General features: G+C 47.4%; 13 protein-coding genes. 10 read left to right on the top strand and 3 right to left on the bottom strand.

All coding sequences use genetic code 11. From position 1 onward, the window contains the following. The 7 genes from WCO51_02450 to WCO51_02420 all read left to right on the top strand — a co-directional run. On the top strand, positions 1-1,794 hold a 1,794-nt coding region (locus tag WCO51_02450; protein MEI6512117.1), incomplete at its 5' end, for a glutamate synthase-related protein. Then, positions 1,787-3,247 carry a glutamate synthase subunit beta gene (locus WCO51_02445; GenBank protein ID MEI6512116.1) on the top strand — a complete coding sequence of 487 codons (1,461 nt, stop codon included), beginning with the start codon at positions 1,787-1,789 and terminating at the stop codon, positions 3,245-3,247. The genes WCO51_02450 and WCO51_02445, both read left to right, overlap by 8 nt. 67 nt (positions 3,248-3,314) lie before the next feature. Further along, positions 3,315-4,586 carry a GTPase HflX gene (gene hflX / locus WCO51_02440; GenBank protein MEI6512115.1) on the top strand — a complete coding sequence of 424 codons (1,272 nt, stop codon included), beginning with the start codon at positions 3,315-3,317 and terminating at the stop codon, positions 4,584-4,586. A 32-nt stretch (positions 4,587-4,618) separates the two neighbouring features. Then, a complete protein-coding gene (locus tag WCO51_02435) occupies positions 4,619-5,656 on the top strand; it encodes a DNA adenine methylase (protein MEI6512114.1) in 1,038 nt (345 codons plus the stop codon). A 12-nt stretch (positions 5,657-5,668) separates the two neighbouring features. Further along, the gene (gene prmC / locus WCO51_02430) at positions 5,669-6,529 is read left to right on the top strand and encodes a peptide chain release factor N(5)-glutamine methyltransferase (protein ID MEI6512113.1); all 861 of its coding nucleotides are present in this window, start codon (positions 5,669-5,671) and stop codon (positions 6,527-6,529) included. 235 nt (positions 6,530-6,764) lie between these two features. After that, positions 6,765-7,631, top strand: coding sequence for a flagellar motor stator protein MotA (gene motA, locus WCO51_02425; protein MEI6512112.1), 867 nt, complete (start codon positions 6,765-6,767; stop codon positions 7,629-7,631). A gap of 6 nt (positions 7,632-7,637) precedes the next feature. After that, on the top strand, positions 7,638-8,525 hold the full coding sequence (locus tag WCO51_02420; protein ID MEI6512111.1) for a flagellar motor protein MotB: 888 nt from the start codon (positions 7,638-7,640) through the stop codon (positions 8,523-8,525). A 4-nt stretch (positions 8,526-8,529) separates the two neighbouring features. Here WCO51_02420 and WCO51_02415 read toward each other — a convergent pair whose 3' ends face one another. Continuing rightward, positions 8,530-10,878, bottom strand: coding sequence for an endonuclease MutS2 (locus WCO51_02415; GenBank protein MEI6512110.1), 2,349 nt, complete (start codon positions 10,876-10,878; stop codon positions 8,530-8,532). 111 nt (positions 10,879-10,989) lie between these two features. On the opposite strand from WCO51_02415, the gene kdsB reads away from it, so the two are divergent. Further along, on the top strand, positions 10,990-11,727 hold the full coding sequence (gene kdsB / locus WCO51_02410) for a 3-deoxy-manno-octulosonate cytidylyltransferase (GenBank protein ID MEI6512109.1): 738 nt from the start codon (positions 10,990-10,992) through the stop codon (positions 11,725-11,727). On the opposite strand, the gene WCO51_02405 is transcribed toward kdsB, so the two are convergent. Continuing rightward, positions 11,722-12,081 (bottom strand): hypothetical protein, encoded by a 360-nt coding sequence (locus WCO51_02405; protein ID MEI6512108.1) that lies wholly within the window; start codon positions 12,079-12,081, stop codon positions 11,722-11,724. The genes kdsB and WCO51_02405 overlap by 6 nt on opposite strands. Before the next feature lie 326 nt (positions 12,082-12,407). On the opposite strand from WCO51_02405, the gene WCO51_02400 reads away from it, so the two are divergent. Next, the gene (locus WCO51_02400; protein ID MEI6512107.1) at positions 12,408-13,586 is read left to right on the top strand and encodes a M48 family metalloprotease; all 1,179 of its coding nucleotides are present in this window, start codon (positions 12,408-12,410) and stop codon (positions 13,584-13,586) included. On the opposite strand, the gene WCO51_02395 is transcribed toward WCO51_02400, so the two are convergent. Continuing rightward, entirely contained in the window at positions 13,583-13,855 is a 273-nt protein-coding gene (locus WCO51_02395) for an acylphosphatase (GenBank protein MEI6512106.1), read from the bottom strand. The genes WCO51_02400 and WCO51_02395 overlap by 4 nt on opposite strands. Positions 13,856-14,052: 197 nt before the next feature. Here WCO51_02395 and aspS point away from each other — a divergent pair. Further along, the coding region (gene aspS / locus WCO51_02390; GenBank protein ID MEI6512105.1) for an aspartate--tRNA ligase at positions 14,053-15,334 on the top strand (1,282 nt) is incomplete at its 3' end.

Here is a 15,334-nt window from a genome sequence, read left to right as displayed (position 1 = left end):
ACCGGTGAGGGCGGCGAAGACCCTGAACGATATGTACCCGACCCTAATGGTGACAGTCGCCGCAGTCGAATTAAACAAGTTGCGTCGGGAAGATTTGGCGTTACTACCCAATATCTAATTAGCGCTGATGAGCTTCAAATCAAAATGGCGCAGGGCGCAAAGCCTGGTGAAGGCGGCGAACTGCCTGGGCGTAAAGTGGACGAATATATCGCCCGCATTCGCCATACTACCCCAGGGGTCACACTCATCTCGCCTCCACCGCATCACGACATCTATTCAATTGAAGATCTGGCTCAGCTTATTTTCGACTTAAAGAATGTGAACCCCCAAGCTAGAATTTCAGTTAAATTGGTCTCAGAAGTGGGAGTTGGGACGGTTGCTGCTGGCGTAGCCAAGGCCCATGCCGATCATATCCTCATCAGCGGTTACGATGGCGGAACGGGCGCTTCCCCGCTATCTTCGATTAAGCATGCCGGTATCCCGTGGGAACTTGGGCTATCGGAGACACAGCAGGTTCTGGTTAAAAATGACTTGCGAAGCCGAGTTCGCATTCAAACCGATGGTCAGATTAAAACCGGACGCGATATCGCCATCGCTGCTATGCTTGGAGCGGAGGAATTCGGGTTTGCCACATCTGCCTTAATCGTCATGGGCTGCGTGATGATGCGCGCTTGCCATATGAACACTTGTCCTGTCGGAATTGCCACCCAAGATCCCGAATTGCGACAACGTTTTACCGGAAAACCTGAGCATGTTGTCAACTACTTCACATACCTCGCCGAAGAAGTCCGCGAACTGATGGCACAGCTTGGTTTCCGCACTTTTGATGAGATGGTTGGGCGAACCGATATGCTGGAAACGCTCTCGGCAATCGATCATTGGAAAGCAAGCGGCGTCGATGTGTCCCCTCTTCTAGCCAAGCAGGAAGCGAAGGAAGGGGTAGCCACACGGTGTATGCAGGCACAAAATCATGGATTGGATGAGGCAATCGATCACCACCTAATCGGTGTGTGTCGAAAAGCTTTGGATTCAGGCCAAAAAGTCGAAATCGATGGCCCAATCCGAAACTCGAACCGCTCTGTAGGAACAATGCTTTCCGGCGAAGTAGCGAAGCGCTACGGCGAACAGGGACTGCCTGAGGGCACTATTCATATTCGGTTCACAGGTTCAGCGGGTCAAAGTTTTGGAGCCTTTTTGGCGCGGGGGATTACACTAACACTCAAAGGCGATGCAAATGACTACCTCGGCAAAGGCTTATCCGGCGGACGAATAATGGTATTTCCACCTAAATCAGCCGGTTATAACGCTGAAGAAAATGTCATCGCGGGCAATACTCTACTCTACGGAGCAACCAGTGGCGAAGCTTATCTAAGCGGAATAGTCGGCGAACGGTTTGCCGTTCGAAACAGCGGCGCAACTACAGTAGTCGAAGGTACTGGTGATCATGGCTGCGAATATATGACCGGCGGGATAGTCGTTGTGCTCGGTAAAACCGGACGCAACTTCGCTGCAGGAATGAGCGGAGGCGTCGCCTATGTGTGGGATATTGACAGTAAGTTCAAACAACGAGTGAATACAGATAACGGTAAAGTTCTAATTGAATCCTTAACCGACCGCGAGGATATTGATACGCTGCTGGCGCTCATCGAATCCCACTATGCCTACACCCACAGCGCCCGTGCTAGAGAGTTACTGGACGCATGGGAGACGACCCTTCCTCAATTCGTCAAGATCATTTCGTCCGAATACAAAGATATGATAAAGAAGCTGGCAGAGGTGGCGCCACATGGCTGATCCAAAAGGCTTCCTCAAACATAATCGCAAGCTTGCGCCAGATAGGCCGGTAAAAGAACGCAAACAGGATTGGAAGGAAGTCCACCTTCATCTTAAGCCTGATGAACTTCGAGTACAGGCTTCTCGATGTATGGATTGCGGCACGCCATTTTGCCAATGGGGCTGCCCCCTTGGTAACATTATGCCCGATTGGCAGGATTTAACGCACCGCGAGCGATGGAAAGATGCTATTGACAGGCTACACGCAACAAACAACTTCCCAGAATTCACCGGCCGTCTCTGCCCTGCCCCTTGTGAAGCTTCATGCGTTCTTGGCATAAACCGTGATCCTGTGACCATTAAGCAAATCGAACAGCACATTATCGACTATGCTTTCGAACAGGGTTGGGTTCAATCCAAACCACCTTCAGAGCGGACCGAAAAGACAGTGGCTGTCATTGGTTCCGGCCCGTCGGGTTTAGCGGCGGCTCAGCAGCTTAATCGAGCGGGGCATTTGGTAACCATTTTCGAACGTGCAGATCGCGCAGGCGGGCTTTTACGATTTGGCATCCCTGATTTTAAGCTCGATAAGAGCGTTTTAGATCGCCGCCTTCGCTTGATGGCTGACGAGGGGATCATCTTCAAGATGGGGGTAAATGTTGGGGTCGATATCACTGCCGAAGAGCTTCGTGCCCATTTTGACGCCATCTGCCTCACTGGCGGATCAACCATTCCCCGTGACCTTCCTGTCCCCTGCCGTGAGTTAGCAGGAATTCACTTTGCGATGCCCTTCCTCACTCAGCAAAACCGAATTAACGCTGGTGATACAATCATCAATCCAGAGCGAATCTCTGCCGAAGGAAAACATGTCGTTATCATCGGCGGGGGTGATACAGGGGCGGATTGTCTTGGCACAGTAATCCGGCAAGGCGCAGTTGAAGTGAACCAAATCGAATTGCTGCCAAAGCCGCCTAACGAGCGAACTCCAGAAATGCCCTGGCCTAACTGGCCTTTCATCCTTCGAACATCGAGCGCCCATGAAGAAGGCGGTATTCGCGATTGGAGCATCAATACCAAGTCATTCAGCGGAGCTAAAGGACTCGTTCAAAAGCTAAATGCTGTCCGAGTTGAATTCGGTGAACCAGGTACTGATGGCCGCCGACCAATGAATGAAGTCCCCAACTCCGAATTCGAAATCAAAGCCGACCTGGTATTGCTGGCGCTAGGATTTATGCATCCCCAAAAAGACGGGCTCCTAAATTTGCTTGGCATCGAACTCGATGCACGCAGCAATGTTAAAGCCGACACCAACTATATGACCAACATCCCAGGCATCTTCGCCGCAGGCGACATGCGTCGTGGCCAATCCCTAGTTGTCTGGGCCATTATGGAAGGGCGTGAAGCTGCCCACAACATAGACTCCTACCTAATGGGCAGTTCCCAGTTACCGCTTACAGGGGCTAAGATACCCTAGTCTTCAACCCTCACGTCACAACCAAGCCAGCTAAAACTTAAGTGAATTGCGGTAAACTGATATTGTAATGCCCAAACAAGAATTTCAGAATACGCAACAAACGGAACGCGCAGTGCTTGTTTTCGTTAATCCTAACAAGGCTGATGATGAATACGTTGAAGAGGAACTCCGTGAGTTGGCGCGTACCGCAGAACTGGAGGTTGTAGCCGACTTCAGGCAAAGGCGTCCCCGTCCGGAGCAGAAAACTTTTCTCGGAAAGGGCATGACACAAGATCTTTTTGCCCACTTAAACGAAATTAAAGCCGATGTGGTAATCGTCGACGCTGGACTAAGTCCAGTTCAAGGACGAAACCTCGAAAAGATCCTCCAAACAAAGGTCATCGACCGTCCGCAATTAATCTTAGACATCTTCGCTCAAAGAGCTCACTCAAAAGAAGGCTACCTCCAAGTTGAATTAGCCCAACTAAGCTACTTGCTACCTCGTCTTACTACTCTTTATACACAATTTGAGCGTCAACAGGGTGGAATTGGTGTTCGAGGGCCTGGTGAGACTAAGCTCGAATCGGACCGTCAGGTAGTTAAAAAACGGATATCATCTTTAGCAAAAGATATCGAAGAATTGCGCCGCCAACGCCAGCATCAACGCGATTCAAGACGCCGTTATCCTTTCCCCTTCGGGACCATTGTCGGCTATACCAGCGCTGGCAAATCAACTTTGCTCAATACACTTTCAGGTTCAGAAATATTCACCGATAAAAAGCTTTTCGCCACCCTTGATCCGACCACTCGACGAGTCGTGCTAACTGACGGCTATTCAATCTTCTTAACCGATACGGTTGGCTTCATTCGGAACCTACCAGCCGGTCTTGTAGCGGCATTTAAAGCAACCCTTGAAGAAGTCAGCGAGGCAGATTTTTTGGTGCATGTGGTCGATGTCAGCAACCCTAAGTGGGAATTGCAGCATGATGTTGTGCTTGAAACACTCGATGCGCTTGGCGCCGGCAATACGCCTATTCTAACAGTATTTAATAAGTGCGATTTGGTACACGATCAGTACCCATTGCGCGAACTGGTTTCACAGCATCCTAATTCGGTCTATATATCCGCTAAACATGCACAAGGCATACCCTATTTGATGGATGTGCTAACGAAAATAGTGCAAAACCTACTGAATTCCACCACTGCTCTCGTTCCCTATTCATCGAGCGACCTTGTGTCTGATTGCTACGAGTATGGCAAGGTAATTTCAGTTGATTATAGAGAAGATGGCATTCTAATCGAGGCGGAGGTCGTTGGCGAAATGGCGGCACGGCTTAAACCTTATGTTGTTGAGAAATAAGGATCGTAATCATCACGGACGCGAGCTTACACATGCCAGGTTCACTGACTATCTCAAATCGAAAGTATCTGGGGGCGAAATACCGTCTTCTCGACTTTCTGCTTGATGCAATGCGAAAGCAGACGGATGGTAAATTCGGCGTATTCTTCGATCCATTTTCCGGAACTGGTGTTGTCGCTGAAACAGTTAGGCGAGAAAAAGGCTGCGACCATGTGATAGCCAACGACTTACTGTATTCAAATTACGTTACGAATTGCTGCTTCCTCCAACCCCCCAAGTCAGTGCCATTAAAACGCTTGAAAGAGATCCTGTCTGAACTCAATCACACAGAGGCTCTATGGGGTTATGTGTTTCAGAACTATGGCAATCTCTATTTCACATGGGACAATGCGGCGGCGATTGATGGGGTAAGGGAGGAAATCAAGAAACTGAAACCCAGCTTGGATGATTGGGAATATAAAGTGCTTCTGACCTCCTTACTTTATGCCGTAGATAGGGCGGCTAATACCTGTGGGCAATACGACGCCTTTCTAAAAAATATTCACCGAGGCGGAAATGATAGCGTGCAGCATTTGGTCGATGAGAATGTTTTGAAACCATTGAAATTGAAATTGCCAACGCTTTATGACGGTGCCAGTGCCAACGTCTATTGCGAAGATGCCAATTCGCTCATTAACCAAATCGAGTGCGACACCGTCTACCTCGACCCGCCCTATAACAGCCGTCAGTATTGCGATTTATATCATGTATTGGAAAACATCGCCCAATGGAACAAACCTGAACTTAAAGGCAAAACCCGCAAGTTCGATCGGGATTATATAAAGAGCGATTATTGCCGCCGACATCGCGCTGCACATGCCCTCGAAGATCTCGTCAGCCGTCTTCACTGCCGACATCTGTTTTTAAGCTACAGCGATGAGGGCTTACTAACATCTGATACGATAAAGAAGATTTTAGGGCGCCTGGGAAAGGTCACAATATTCGAGCAAGAGTATCCGGTGTTTGGCAATGGCGCTGGTCGCGCTCGCAAGCGTCATGTGACAGAGCGTTTATACTATGTCAATTGTTAAGACAGGCCATTAATGAGAATTCTTGATAAGATCCAAAAGGTTCGGGCAAAGCTGGTTCAAGCCGGAATCGATGAGCGTTTGGACGCTGAATTGCTGGTCTCAGCATCACTCGAACAATCAAGAACCTGGCTTCTTGCTCATTCCAATGATGAGTTTAATATAAAAGCCGATGAGCGACTAAATGAATTAGTCAACCGCCGCCTCGATAGGGAGCCTTTACCCTACATCCTAGGTTATCGTGAATTTTATGGCCTCGACTTCATTGTTACCCCCGATGTGCTAATCCCCCGCCCCGAAACTGAATTGCTTGTAGAAACTGTTTTAAAGTGGTCTCAAGATAAAGTCAACGTCGATATTTTAGAGATTGGGACAGGTAGCGGATGCATCGGTATCACTCTTGCTGTAATGAACCCAACTCTTAGAGTAGTTGCGACTGATCGGTCTGAAAAGGCGCTATCGATCGCTAAGAAGAACTTTGATCTCCAAGCAGATAAAATTGGCGACAGGCTATCTCTTCTTCATGCAAACTGGTTGGAGCCGTTCCAAGATACAAGTGTCGATGTGGTCGTTGCCAACTTGCCTTATGTTGCTCTAACTGAGAGTTCAATCCTGCCCGAAGAGGTCAGGCGATGGGAACCTTCGATGGCTCTTTATGCTGATGATGAGGGACTAGCAGCCTTTGAAATCGTTATACCGGAAGCAAAAAGAGTTTTAAAGCCCTCAGGTCTAATAGCACTGGAAGTCGGCTACACTCAATCGGACAGGGTTAATGACTTATTAGTAAATTCCGGCTTTATGGAAATTCAAATAGTAAACGATCTCGCCGGAATCCCACGAGTAGTTTGGGGAAATGCTCCACCTTCATCGAATTAATCCGCCCATATACTTAACCCTAACGCAGGCTCGCCAAAGTTAAGAATTATTGCGTTAAAAATGAATATTACAAAAACTGTTAAACATAGGAGTTTTTGCGCTGGGTGTGGAACAAACCTTTTGGTATTAACTCAATATAATTTATTCAACACGGTTTAGACCCGAGAAGGCTTTAATGCGTTCAGCTTGAGCCACTGGACGTTGCCTAAATTCGAACGTAGAAAGAGGATATGGGATGACGTTAGTTGGGCTATTAGTGGTATTTGGCGCTGTTATTGGCGGATTTGCTTTTGCCGGCGGCAAACCTATGGTTTTGATGCAAATATCCGAGTTCATCGTCATTGGCGGTGCAGCGTTCGGCAGCATCTTGGTAGCTAACCCACCCTCGATCTTAGGCAAAATAGTCTCTACATCGATGGCAACCCTCAAAGGCAGTCCCTACACTACCGCCAATTATCTTGAGCTCCTGAAGATGTTCTATGAGTTATTCCAATTAGCTCGACGAGAGGGATTATTAGCGCTTGAAACCCACATCGAACACCCGCATGAGAGCGAACTCCTTTCTAAGTATCCCGCTTTCCTGAGTGAGAAACATGCGGTTGAGTTTCTTGCCGATACCATGAAAGTCGTCCTTACTGGCACTGTACAACCTCATGACCTTCTCGATATGATGGACATGGATTTGGAACGACATCATGAAGAAGCGATGATTGTGCCCGGTGTTATCACCAAGATTGCCGATGCAATGCCTGGCTTCGGAATTATTGCGGCGGTTCTTGGTGTAGTTCTCACCATGGGAGCTATTGGCGGCCCCCCAGAGGTAATTGGCGAAAAAGTTGGCGCTGCGCTTGTAGGAACATTCCTTGGAGTACTATTGGCCTATGGTGTCTTCGGCCCATTAGCTGTCGCCATGGAAAGTCTAGTAAGTGCTCAATCACAATATTATGCCTGTATCAAGCAAGCCATCCTTTCTTTCGCAAGAGGCGACTCGCCAATGACTGCAGTTGAATTCGCACGACGTAATATTGAGCCGTCCAATCGTCCCAGCTTGGTCGAAATGGAAAATGCCGTTAAAAACAAGAAACAAGCGGAAGCAGCTTAAATTCATATGGCCCAACTACAACCGATTATCATCAAGAAGGTTACCAAAGGTCATGCCGCACATCACGGCGGAGCGTGGAAGGTCGCGTTCGCCGACTTTATGACCGCAATGATGGCATTCTTCTTGGTCATGTGGATTGTTGGTATGAATGATGAGGTTAAAGCGTCCATCCAAGGATACTTCCAAGATCCTGCAGGATTTACTAAATCATCTAGAGGAAGCGGTAGTCCTTTAATGGGCGGAAATAATCTAAGCATCGGAAATCCCTCTACTCACAATCGCACTGATATGAGTAAGGAAGAAGAAGTCGCCGAACGCAACCAATTAAAAACAGCAAAACAGCATTTAGAGAAACAACTACAGGATACACCCAGCCTGCAAGGGCTTACAAACTCCGTAACAATTACTCTCGATAATGATGGGCTGCGGATCGAGCTTTTGGAAGGCCCTCAACCACGTTTCTTCGCTCTAGGCTGCGCCGAGACCAAACCGGCAACGGTTGCAATCCTTTCTATGGTTGCTCGCGAAATCGGCAAATTACAGAATAGAATTACTCTGGAAGGCCATACTGATAGACGACCTTACTCTTCGAGTTCTTCAATGACCAACTGGGAACTCTCAACCGATCGCGCTAACGCAGCTCGGCGTATCATGGTCGCACGCGGGCTTCATGAAAACCAGATAGCGGAAGTGAGAGGATATGCAGATCAAAAGCTACGCATGCCATCTGACCCCTTCCATTATTCCAATCGACGAGTAACAATCCTCGTTAAATACGAACAGTTTGCCGGCCAAATAAATCTCCGCAAAGATGTGAAAGAGAACCTCAAACAATTATTGCCTTCGATAGCTCCTAACCTTGCTGCCGGAGAGAATAACCAAAAGAGCAAATAGTGGCTTATCGCTTAAATCGAACGATCGTAACGCCATTCCCGCCCTCGCTTGCATCTCCATCCCTAAACGATTCAACCGCATTATTTTTTCGCAAATGCTCTCTGACGAGATGACGCAACGTACCTGTGCCTTTCCCATGCACTATTCGAGCCTGATCTACACCGGCTAAAGAGGCATCATCGAGATATTTATCTAATTCCAATAATGCCTCTTCTGCACGCATTCGCCGAATATAAAGCTCGGTAGAGATATTCATTGTCTTCTCAGTTGACAGGCTGACTGAATGTCTGGGGAACTTTGATCCCTCAGGCTTTTCGATTAAAGTCAATTCGGACAATGGCAGGTTCATGCGCAAGCTACCCATTATGACCGTCACTTCGCCATCTTTGGGCTCACTCATCAAAGTGCCGGTCTGTTCGTAACCGGCTACCCTCACTCGATCTCCTTTTTTTAAGGGTCGACTGGGTTGTAGAACGGGTTGTTTGGGTGTCACAACTTCAGCCGTTTCCTTAGCGACTGTTTCGAGAACTTTCAAATCATCTCGAAGCTTTTCAGTAGTCTTACTTTCACGTCCGGATTGACGGAGTTGGTCTAGAATGTCTCTCGCTTCGCCTCTAATTTCATCAAGAAGCTTACGAATCTGGTCCTGCACTTTGCCTTTAGCTTCACGACGGATGACTTCGACACGTTCGTGTTCCTCTTTTATTTGATCTTGTTGAACCTTCAGTTCAGAAGATCGCTTTTTAGCATCTTCAAGAGCCAGTTCAGCCTCTTTTTGCGTCACCTCCAGCTTCTGAAGCATGAGCATTATATCCAGGTCTTCTTCTGAAAGCTGCTCTTTGGCCTTCTCCACAATGTCAGTCGGCAAACCCAACCGCTCTGCGATTGATAACGCATGACTTGCCCCAGGAGCCCCCATTTTCAATCGGTAGGTCGGTTTGAGAGTTGCCACATCAAATTCCACAGCCGCATTTTGGAAACCGGGAGTATTATAAGCGAACGCCTTCAACTCACCATAATGTGTTGAGCACATCACCCGAGCGCCCTTATTGACAAATTCATTCAGTAAAGCCTTGGCCAGAGCAGACCCCTCCGTCGGATCGGTCCCTGCTCCAATTTCATCCAAAAGAATAAGTACTCCAGGTTCAAGATGATTGAGTATTTTGATGATATTGTGCAAATGAGCGGAGAAAGTGGAGAGTGATTGATGAATGCTCTGTTCATCCCCAATATCTGCAAAGACACCCGGAAATACCGAAATCTGCGCATCAGTAGCCAACACGTGAAGACCGCATTGGGTCATAAGAACAGCAAGACCGACTGTTTTAAGGGCAACTGTCTTGCCGCCAGTATTTGGACCAGTGATAAGCAACGCCTTAATTGAGCGCCCCAGCTCGACATTGATCGGAACCACACTTTCTTTGGGAATCAGTGGGTGCCGAACATGACGGAGATATAGCGAACAATCATCCCTTATTTTCGGTTCAATGCAATCTAAATCATCACTAAGCTTACCCTTAGCAAAAGCCAGGTCGAGCGATGCCGATGCATCGAGCATCGCCCCCAATTCATCCGCTTTAACCCCAATATCAGCCGAAAGCTGTGAGAGTATCCGCTCAACTTCATATCTCTCCGCCGATTCGTGTTCACGAACCTCGTTGCCTAGAACAATGGCCTCTTCCGGTTCGACATACAAAGTTGCTCCACTGGCGCTGGTGTCGTGAACGATCCCTTTAATACGACCTCGATACTCGGCTTTAATGGGCAAGCAGTATCGTCCATCGCGTTGGGTGAGGATAGGTTCCTGAAGAGCAGTTCTTACTCCACTCGAGTTCAACATTCGTTGCATCTTCTCGACCAATCGGCCGGAAGCTGCTTTATGACTCCGTCGAATGCGCGCCAGCTCAGCGCTTGCGCTATCTTTGACTTGACCATCAGGACCAAAGGTGTTCGATATCCGCTGTTCGAGTTGGGGTTGCGGACATATATTCCGAGCAATAAAGGTCAATTGGGGATATTTTTCCCCACGTGAGGTGAGATAGTCATGGATTCGCCGCGAAGCTATAAGCGTATCGTAAACCGCCATCATCTCTTCGACATTTAGCGAACCGCCACGTTGAGCGCGAGCGATTGGCACACCAATATCTCGAATACTTGCCAACGAAGGGGGTTGCTCATGCTCAATCAGAAGACGCGCCTCTGAAGTAAGTTGCTGCCAACTATAGACCTGTTTTACATCGGATAAAGGCAATAAAGCCGCGGCACGTTCAGCCCCAAGGGTCGTCTCAGTCCGCTCGATTAACAGTTCCAACACTGCGGAAAAATCCAAAACTCGTAAAGTATGCTCATCCATCTTAACACATTGTACCAAAGCCGTCCAGTGAATTCATGCATCTGCTATTACCTAGTACTCTGATACCCTGGGGTATGATGGAAATAACATCATACGAATGGGGGATAATAATTGAAAGTTTTAGGTGTAATTCCGGCTAGGCTGCATTCAACCCGACTGCCTAAAAAAGTTCTGCGTGAAATTATCGGACACCCGATGATCGAATATGTTTACCGGAGAGCCAAAAAGTGCGATTTGCTCACTGATGTGCTGATTGCGACCGACTCGGAAGAGGTAATGGCGACCTGCAAGAAGGTGGGGATAAACGCGATCATGACAGGTGAACACTCCTCCGGAAGCGACCGATTATATGAAGTCCTGACAAAAACCGACGCCGATATCTATGTGAATATTCAGGGTGATGAACCTATGGTTTCCCCCGACCAACTCCGTCTTCTTCTCTGCCCTTTCATGGAATCAAAACAAACGATGGTCACAACGTTATGCACCCCCATCAGCGATGAAGACGCCCAAGATCCGAGTAATGTAAAAGTGGTTATTGATAAGAATGGCAACGCACTCTACTTCTCACGTTGGTCTATTCCTTATGATCGAGATGGAAAAGGCGCTGTCCAACGCTTCAAACACATTGGCCTATATGGCTATCGAAGAGATGCCCTAGAGAGATTCCATCATCTGCCGACCAGCCCCCTTGAGGAAGCTGAAAAACTCGAACAACTTCGCTTGCTTTCAAATGGCATTCCCATTCACGTCATTGAAACGACTGTGGATACAATCGGGGTTGATACGGAAGAAGATTTGAAGCAAGTAGAAGCCTATTTCTTTTCACACCCTGAAGAACAGCTATAGGTGACGACGGTTAGGACGCCCGCACTCAGGGCATGATGGCCTATCTGAAGGATAACCAATCCCACAGCTTGGGCAGAAAAGCGACTCTGTATGGTCTTCTACATCGATATCATCCGGTTCGGATTCTTCATCGAACAATTTTGAGAGGTCATACTTGCTATTTTGCCAATCCTGATAGGTCTTATAACTAAAGACAATACAGGCAATTAATGCCACCAAAATCACGAGGTCAGTCAACAGCCCCAACATCGGCAACACCGCAAATCTTGCACTTACCAACATGCATACCAGCAATAATGCAACGCTAATAAGCAGCCTCTTCTTATTTAAATCCTTCCGCCCTAATGTCATCATCTCATATTCACTCTCATCTACATTATATCAGTTATACGCGATTAACCGTCAGACCATAACGTCTACTCTTCCTAAAACGCATTAAAGGGACGTCATTCCGAACTTGTCGAGGAATCTGACATGCCACACCTCACTTCCCTCCCAGCATGGAGTTGTGGAAAGAGCTCCGAAATCGGTCTTTCATCAATTTTCCTATCGTTTTTGTAACACGAATGGGGTCATGTATCGTCATAAATAGTGGCGATTGATCAATTCTGCCTTTGTGATACTTAGTGGGCGGGATGATGCTGTGCCATAATTTGAAAGTGGTGACACAAACGAAAGGTATGAAAACAATGATGTTCCGAAGCGCGGGTAGCTTAACTCGCATGTGGGCAGCTCTTATATTAATCATAATGCCTCTCACATTATTGGCAGAAACTGACGATCAGAAGGAAATCCGTATCGGCAAAGAAGCAGTCCAGCAGGTTGAAAAAGAAATAAAGCTCGTTAAAGACCCTGTGCTTATAGCGAGACTTGAGAAAGTCGGCAAACCACTCGCACAGATCGCCTGCAACACTCAAATCCACGCTCTGTGGGGCAATTCACGATTAAGCAAGTTTGAATATACCTTCAAAGTTGTTGATGACAAGAGCGTTAATGCTTTTTCCCTACCTGGGGGAACGATATATGTGCACACGGGGCTTTTAAACTTTGTAGAATCAGATGATGAACTCGCAGGAGTATTAGCGCACGAAATCGCCCACGCCTCTCACCACCACTTTATGGAGTTGACTAAAAAGCAAAGCCGCCTTTCTCTTGAAACTTTACTCCCGATTTTGCTTGTTCTTATCGCTGTTAAGGCGCCCACAGAAGACACTGTAAACATCTTACAGGGAACGCAGCTTTACCAAACGGCCCAGTTAAATAATTACGGACAAGATGCAGAAAAAGACGCTGATTCAACCGGCATGATATATATGATCAAAGCCGGAATGAACCCTGTCGGCATGTATACCTTTCTGGATCGCTTACGTAAGGAAGATATGCTCAAACCTAATATCAACTGGGGTATCTTTCGCACACACCCGCCCACAGAAGAGCGTTCGGCGAATATGATTAAGGCTTTGAACGACGCCAATATTCCGATCAATCCAAGTGAAGTTTCTTCTTCAATTCGAGTGGATGCGCGCCCTGTTCCCGATACTCAACCGCCCATTTATGAAGTCGTCTTCGATAACGTTTCCCTCTTTCGCCCAGCGACTGAGCAAGTAATAGGGTTATCTGAAACCCGTGCCAAGGCAATTGCCTCAAAACTTAATAAGTATTTTGATTCAGGGCCTGAAATATTCGAGGTAAAAGCTTCATCTAACGGGAAACAGATACTTATACTCAATCAAGTGCTTACTGAGGTAACGACTGCCGATACAGTCTTGGCTGGAGTGTCTCAGGAGCAACTATTAAGCAATGCATTGACTGCTTTTCGAGATGCCGTAAGAAAATATCGCCTCAAACGCGCTGCCTAGTGGATTGAAAAAGTATAAAACTCGCCGACAGCTTCCGACCAAGTTGTAAAGACTGACTGTACATTCGCTCCAGATGGACCGATTTTCAGGCGCTCAAGAAATCTCTTGAGCGTTTCTTCGTCCCCTTCAGCCAAAACTTCAACTTGCCGATCCGGCAAATTCCTCACCCACCCAACCAAATTCATCCGCGAGGCTTCGGTATCTACAAAATAACGAAAGCCAACATTCTGGACCCGGCCACTTACTAAAGCGTGAAGTCTTTTCATGATATTCTAAGTATACGCTAGCCTGATGAGATTTTCTTTGTTGGAAGCAGGGAGAAAATTGATGTTGTGACTGATTATTAGTAATAGCCCCACTTTTGGGCTAATGACATTTGTCTATTTTTAAGTCAAACGGGCGTAAGCTTGTATAGAAATGAATGTGAATGCTACAATAACCCCATTCGCAGAGGAGGCCACTTCGCTTGGATATCTGGAAAAGAACTATTGATTGCGGCGAAATTCGCAAAGAGAACATCGGTCAAACGGTACGATTGAACGGGTGGGTTCATCGGGTGCGCGATCATGGCGGGCTTATTTTTCTTGATATACGTGATCGAACGGGACTAGTTCAGGTTGTATTTGACCCTGTTGATACCTCAACAACCCACAAGCTTGCTGAAAGCCTTCGCTCGGAGTTTTGCATCGCAGTCGAAGGCGCCGTACGCCAACGCCTATCTGGGATGGAAAATCCAAAGATGGCGACCGGTGACATTGAAGTACTTGGCCTTGATTTAGAAATTTTGAATACCTGTAAACCAATTCCCTTCCAGATAAACGATGAGACCCAAGAGCCGGACGAGACTGTGCGATTGAAATATCGCTACCTCGACATTCGACGGCCTTCGATGTACTATCGACTTGAACTTCGACATAAGATGATCAAACTGATGCGCGATTTCCTCGATGATCGTGGCTTCCTTGAAATCGAAACACCGATTCTTATTAAAAGCACACCGGAAGGCGCTCGCGATTATCTCGTACCAAGCCGATTGGTTGCAGGCCACTTCTATGCCCTCCCCCAATCCCCTCAACAGCTCAAGCAGTTGCTGATGGTAGCGGGAGTCGAGCGCTATTTCCAGATTGCGAAATGCTTTAGGGACGAAGATAGCCGTTCCGATCGCCAGCCGGAGTTCACCCAACTTGACCTCGAAATGTCATTCGTCGAACAGGACGATATATTAGATTTGATGGAAGCTCTATTTATCGAAATCGGTAAATTGGTGCCGGCTAAGAAGATTCCTGCACCCTTCCCAAGACTAACTTATGAAGAATCGATGAGACGATTTGGAACAGATAAGCCTGATCTTCGTTTTGGTGTTGAGTTGACCGATTTAGGCGAGGCTTTAAAGAAAACTGAGTTTAATACGTTCCAATCGGTACTCAATAGCGGCGGGCAGATCAAGGCAATCGCCATGCCGGGCTGCGCCAATTACTCACGCAAAGATTGGGATGAGCTTGTCGAATTCGTAAAACGCTTCGGCGCGAAGGGACTTGGCATCATCTCTCTAAACTCAGAAGGTATCCGAGGCACCGTCGCAAAGTTCCTATCAGAGAGTGAAATGCAAGCGATCATCAGCGCTACTGGAGCTGAAACCGGTGACTTGATCGCCATTGTTGCTGATACCCCAAAGGTTGTTGCGGCAGTTCTAAGCCGATTGCGTGATGAGACCGCCCGTAGGCTTAAACTTGCCGATCCTAATACAC

The sequence above is a fragment of the bacterium genome (assembly GCA_037131655.1).
Classification (GTDB): Bacteria; Armatimonadota; Fimbriimonadia; order Fimbriimonadales; family JBAXQP01; genus JBAXQP01.
Note: the sequence above shows the minus strand (reverse complement) of the source record. Positions and strands in the feature narration are given on the sequence as shown.

Bases quoted from the DNA above. Each gene is read 5' to 3' on its own strand.
- WCO51_02445 (MEI6512116.1), top strand. From the start codon at position 1,787: ATGGCTGATCCAAAAGGCTTCCTCAAACATAATCGCAAGCTTGCGCCA.
- WCO51_02415 (MEI6512110.1), bottom strand. From the start codon at position 10,878: ATGGATGAGCATACTTTACGAGTTTTGGATTTTTCCGCAGTGTTGGAA.
- WCO51_02405 (MEI6512108.1), bottom strand. From the start codon at position 12,081: ATGATGACATTAGGGCGGAAGGATTTAAATAAGAAGAGGCTGCTTATT.
- WCO51_02420 (MEI6512111.1), top strand. From the start codon at position 7,638: ATGGCCCAACTACAACCGATTATCATCAAGAAGGTTACCAAAGGTCAT.
- WCO51_02400 (MEI6512107.1), top strand. From the start codon at position 12,408: ATGAAAACAATGATGTTCCGAAGCGCGGGTAGCTTAACTCGCATGTGG.
- motA (MEI6512112.1), top strand. From the start codon at position 6,765: ATGACGTTAGTTGGGCTATTAGTGGTATTTGGCGCTGTTATTGGCGGA.
- hflX (MEI6512115.1), top strand. From the start codon at position 3,315: ATGCCCAAACAAGAATTTCAGAATACGCAACAAACGGAACGCGCAGTG.
- WCO51_02435 (MEI6512114.1), top strand. From the start codon at position 4,619: ATGCCAGGTTCACTGACTATCTCAAATCGAAAGTATCTGGGGGCGAAA.
- prmC (MEI6512113.1), top strand. From the start codon at position 5,669: ATGAGAATTCTTGATAAGATCCAAAAGGTTCGGGCAAAGCTGGTTCAA.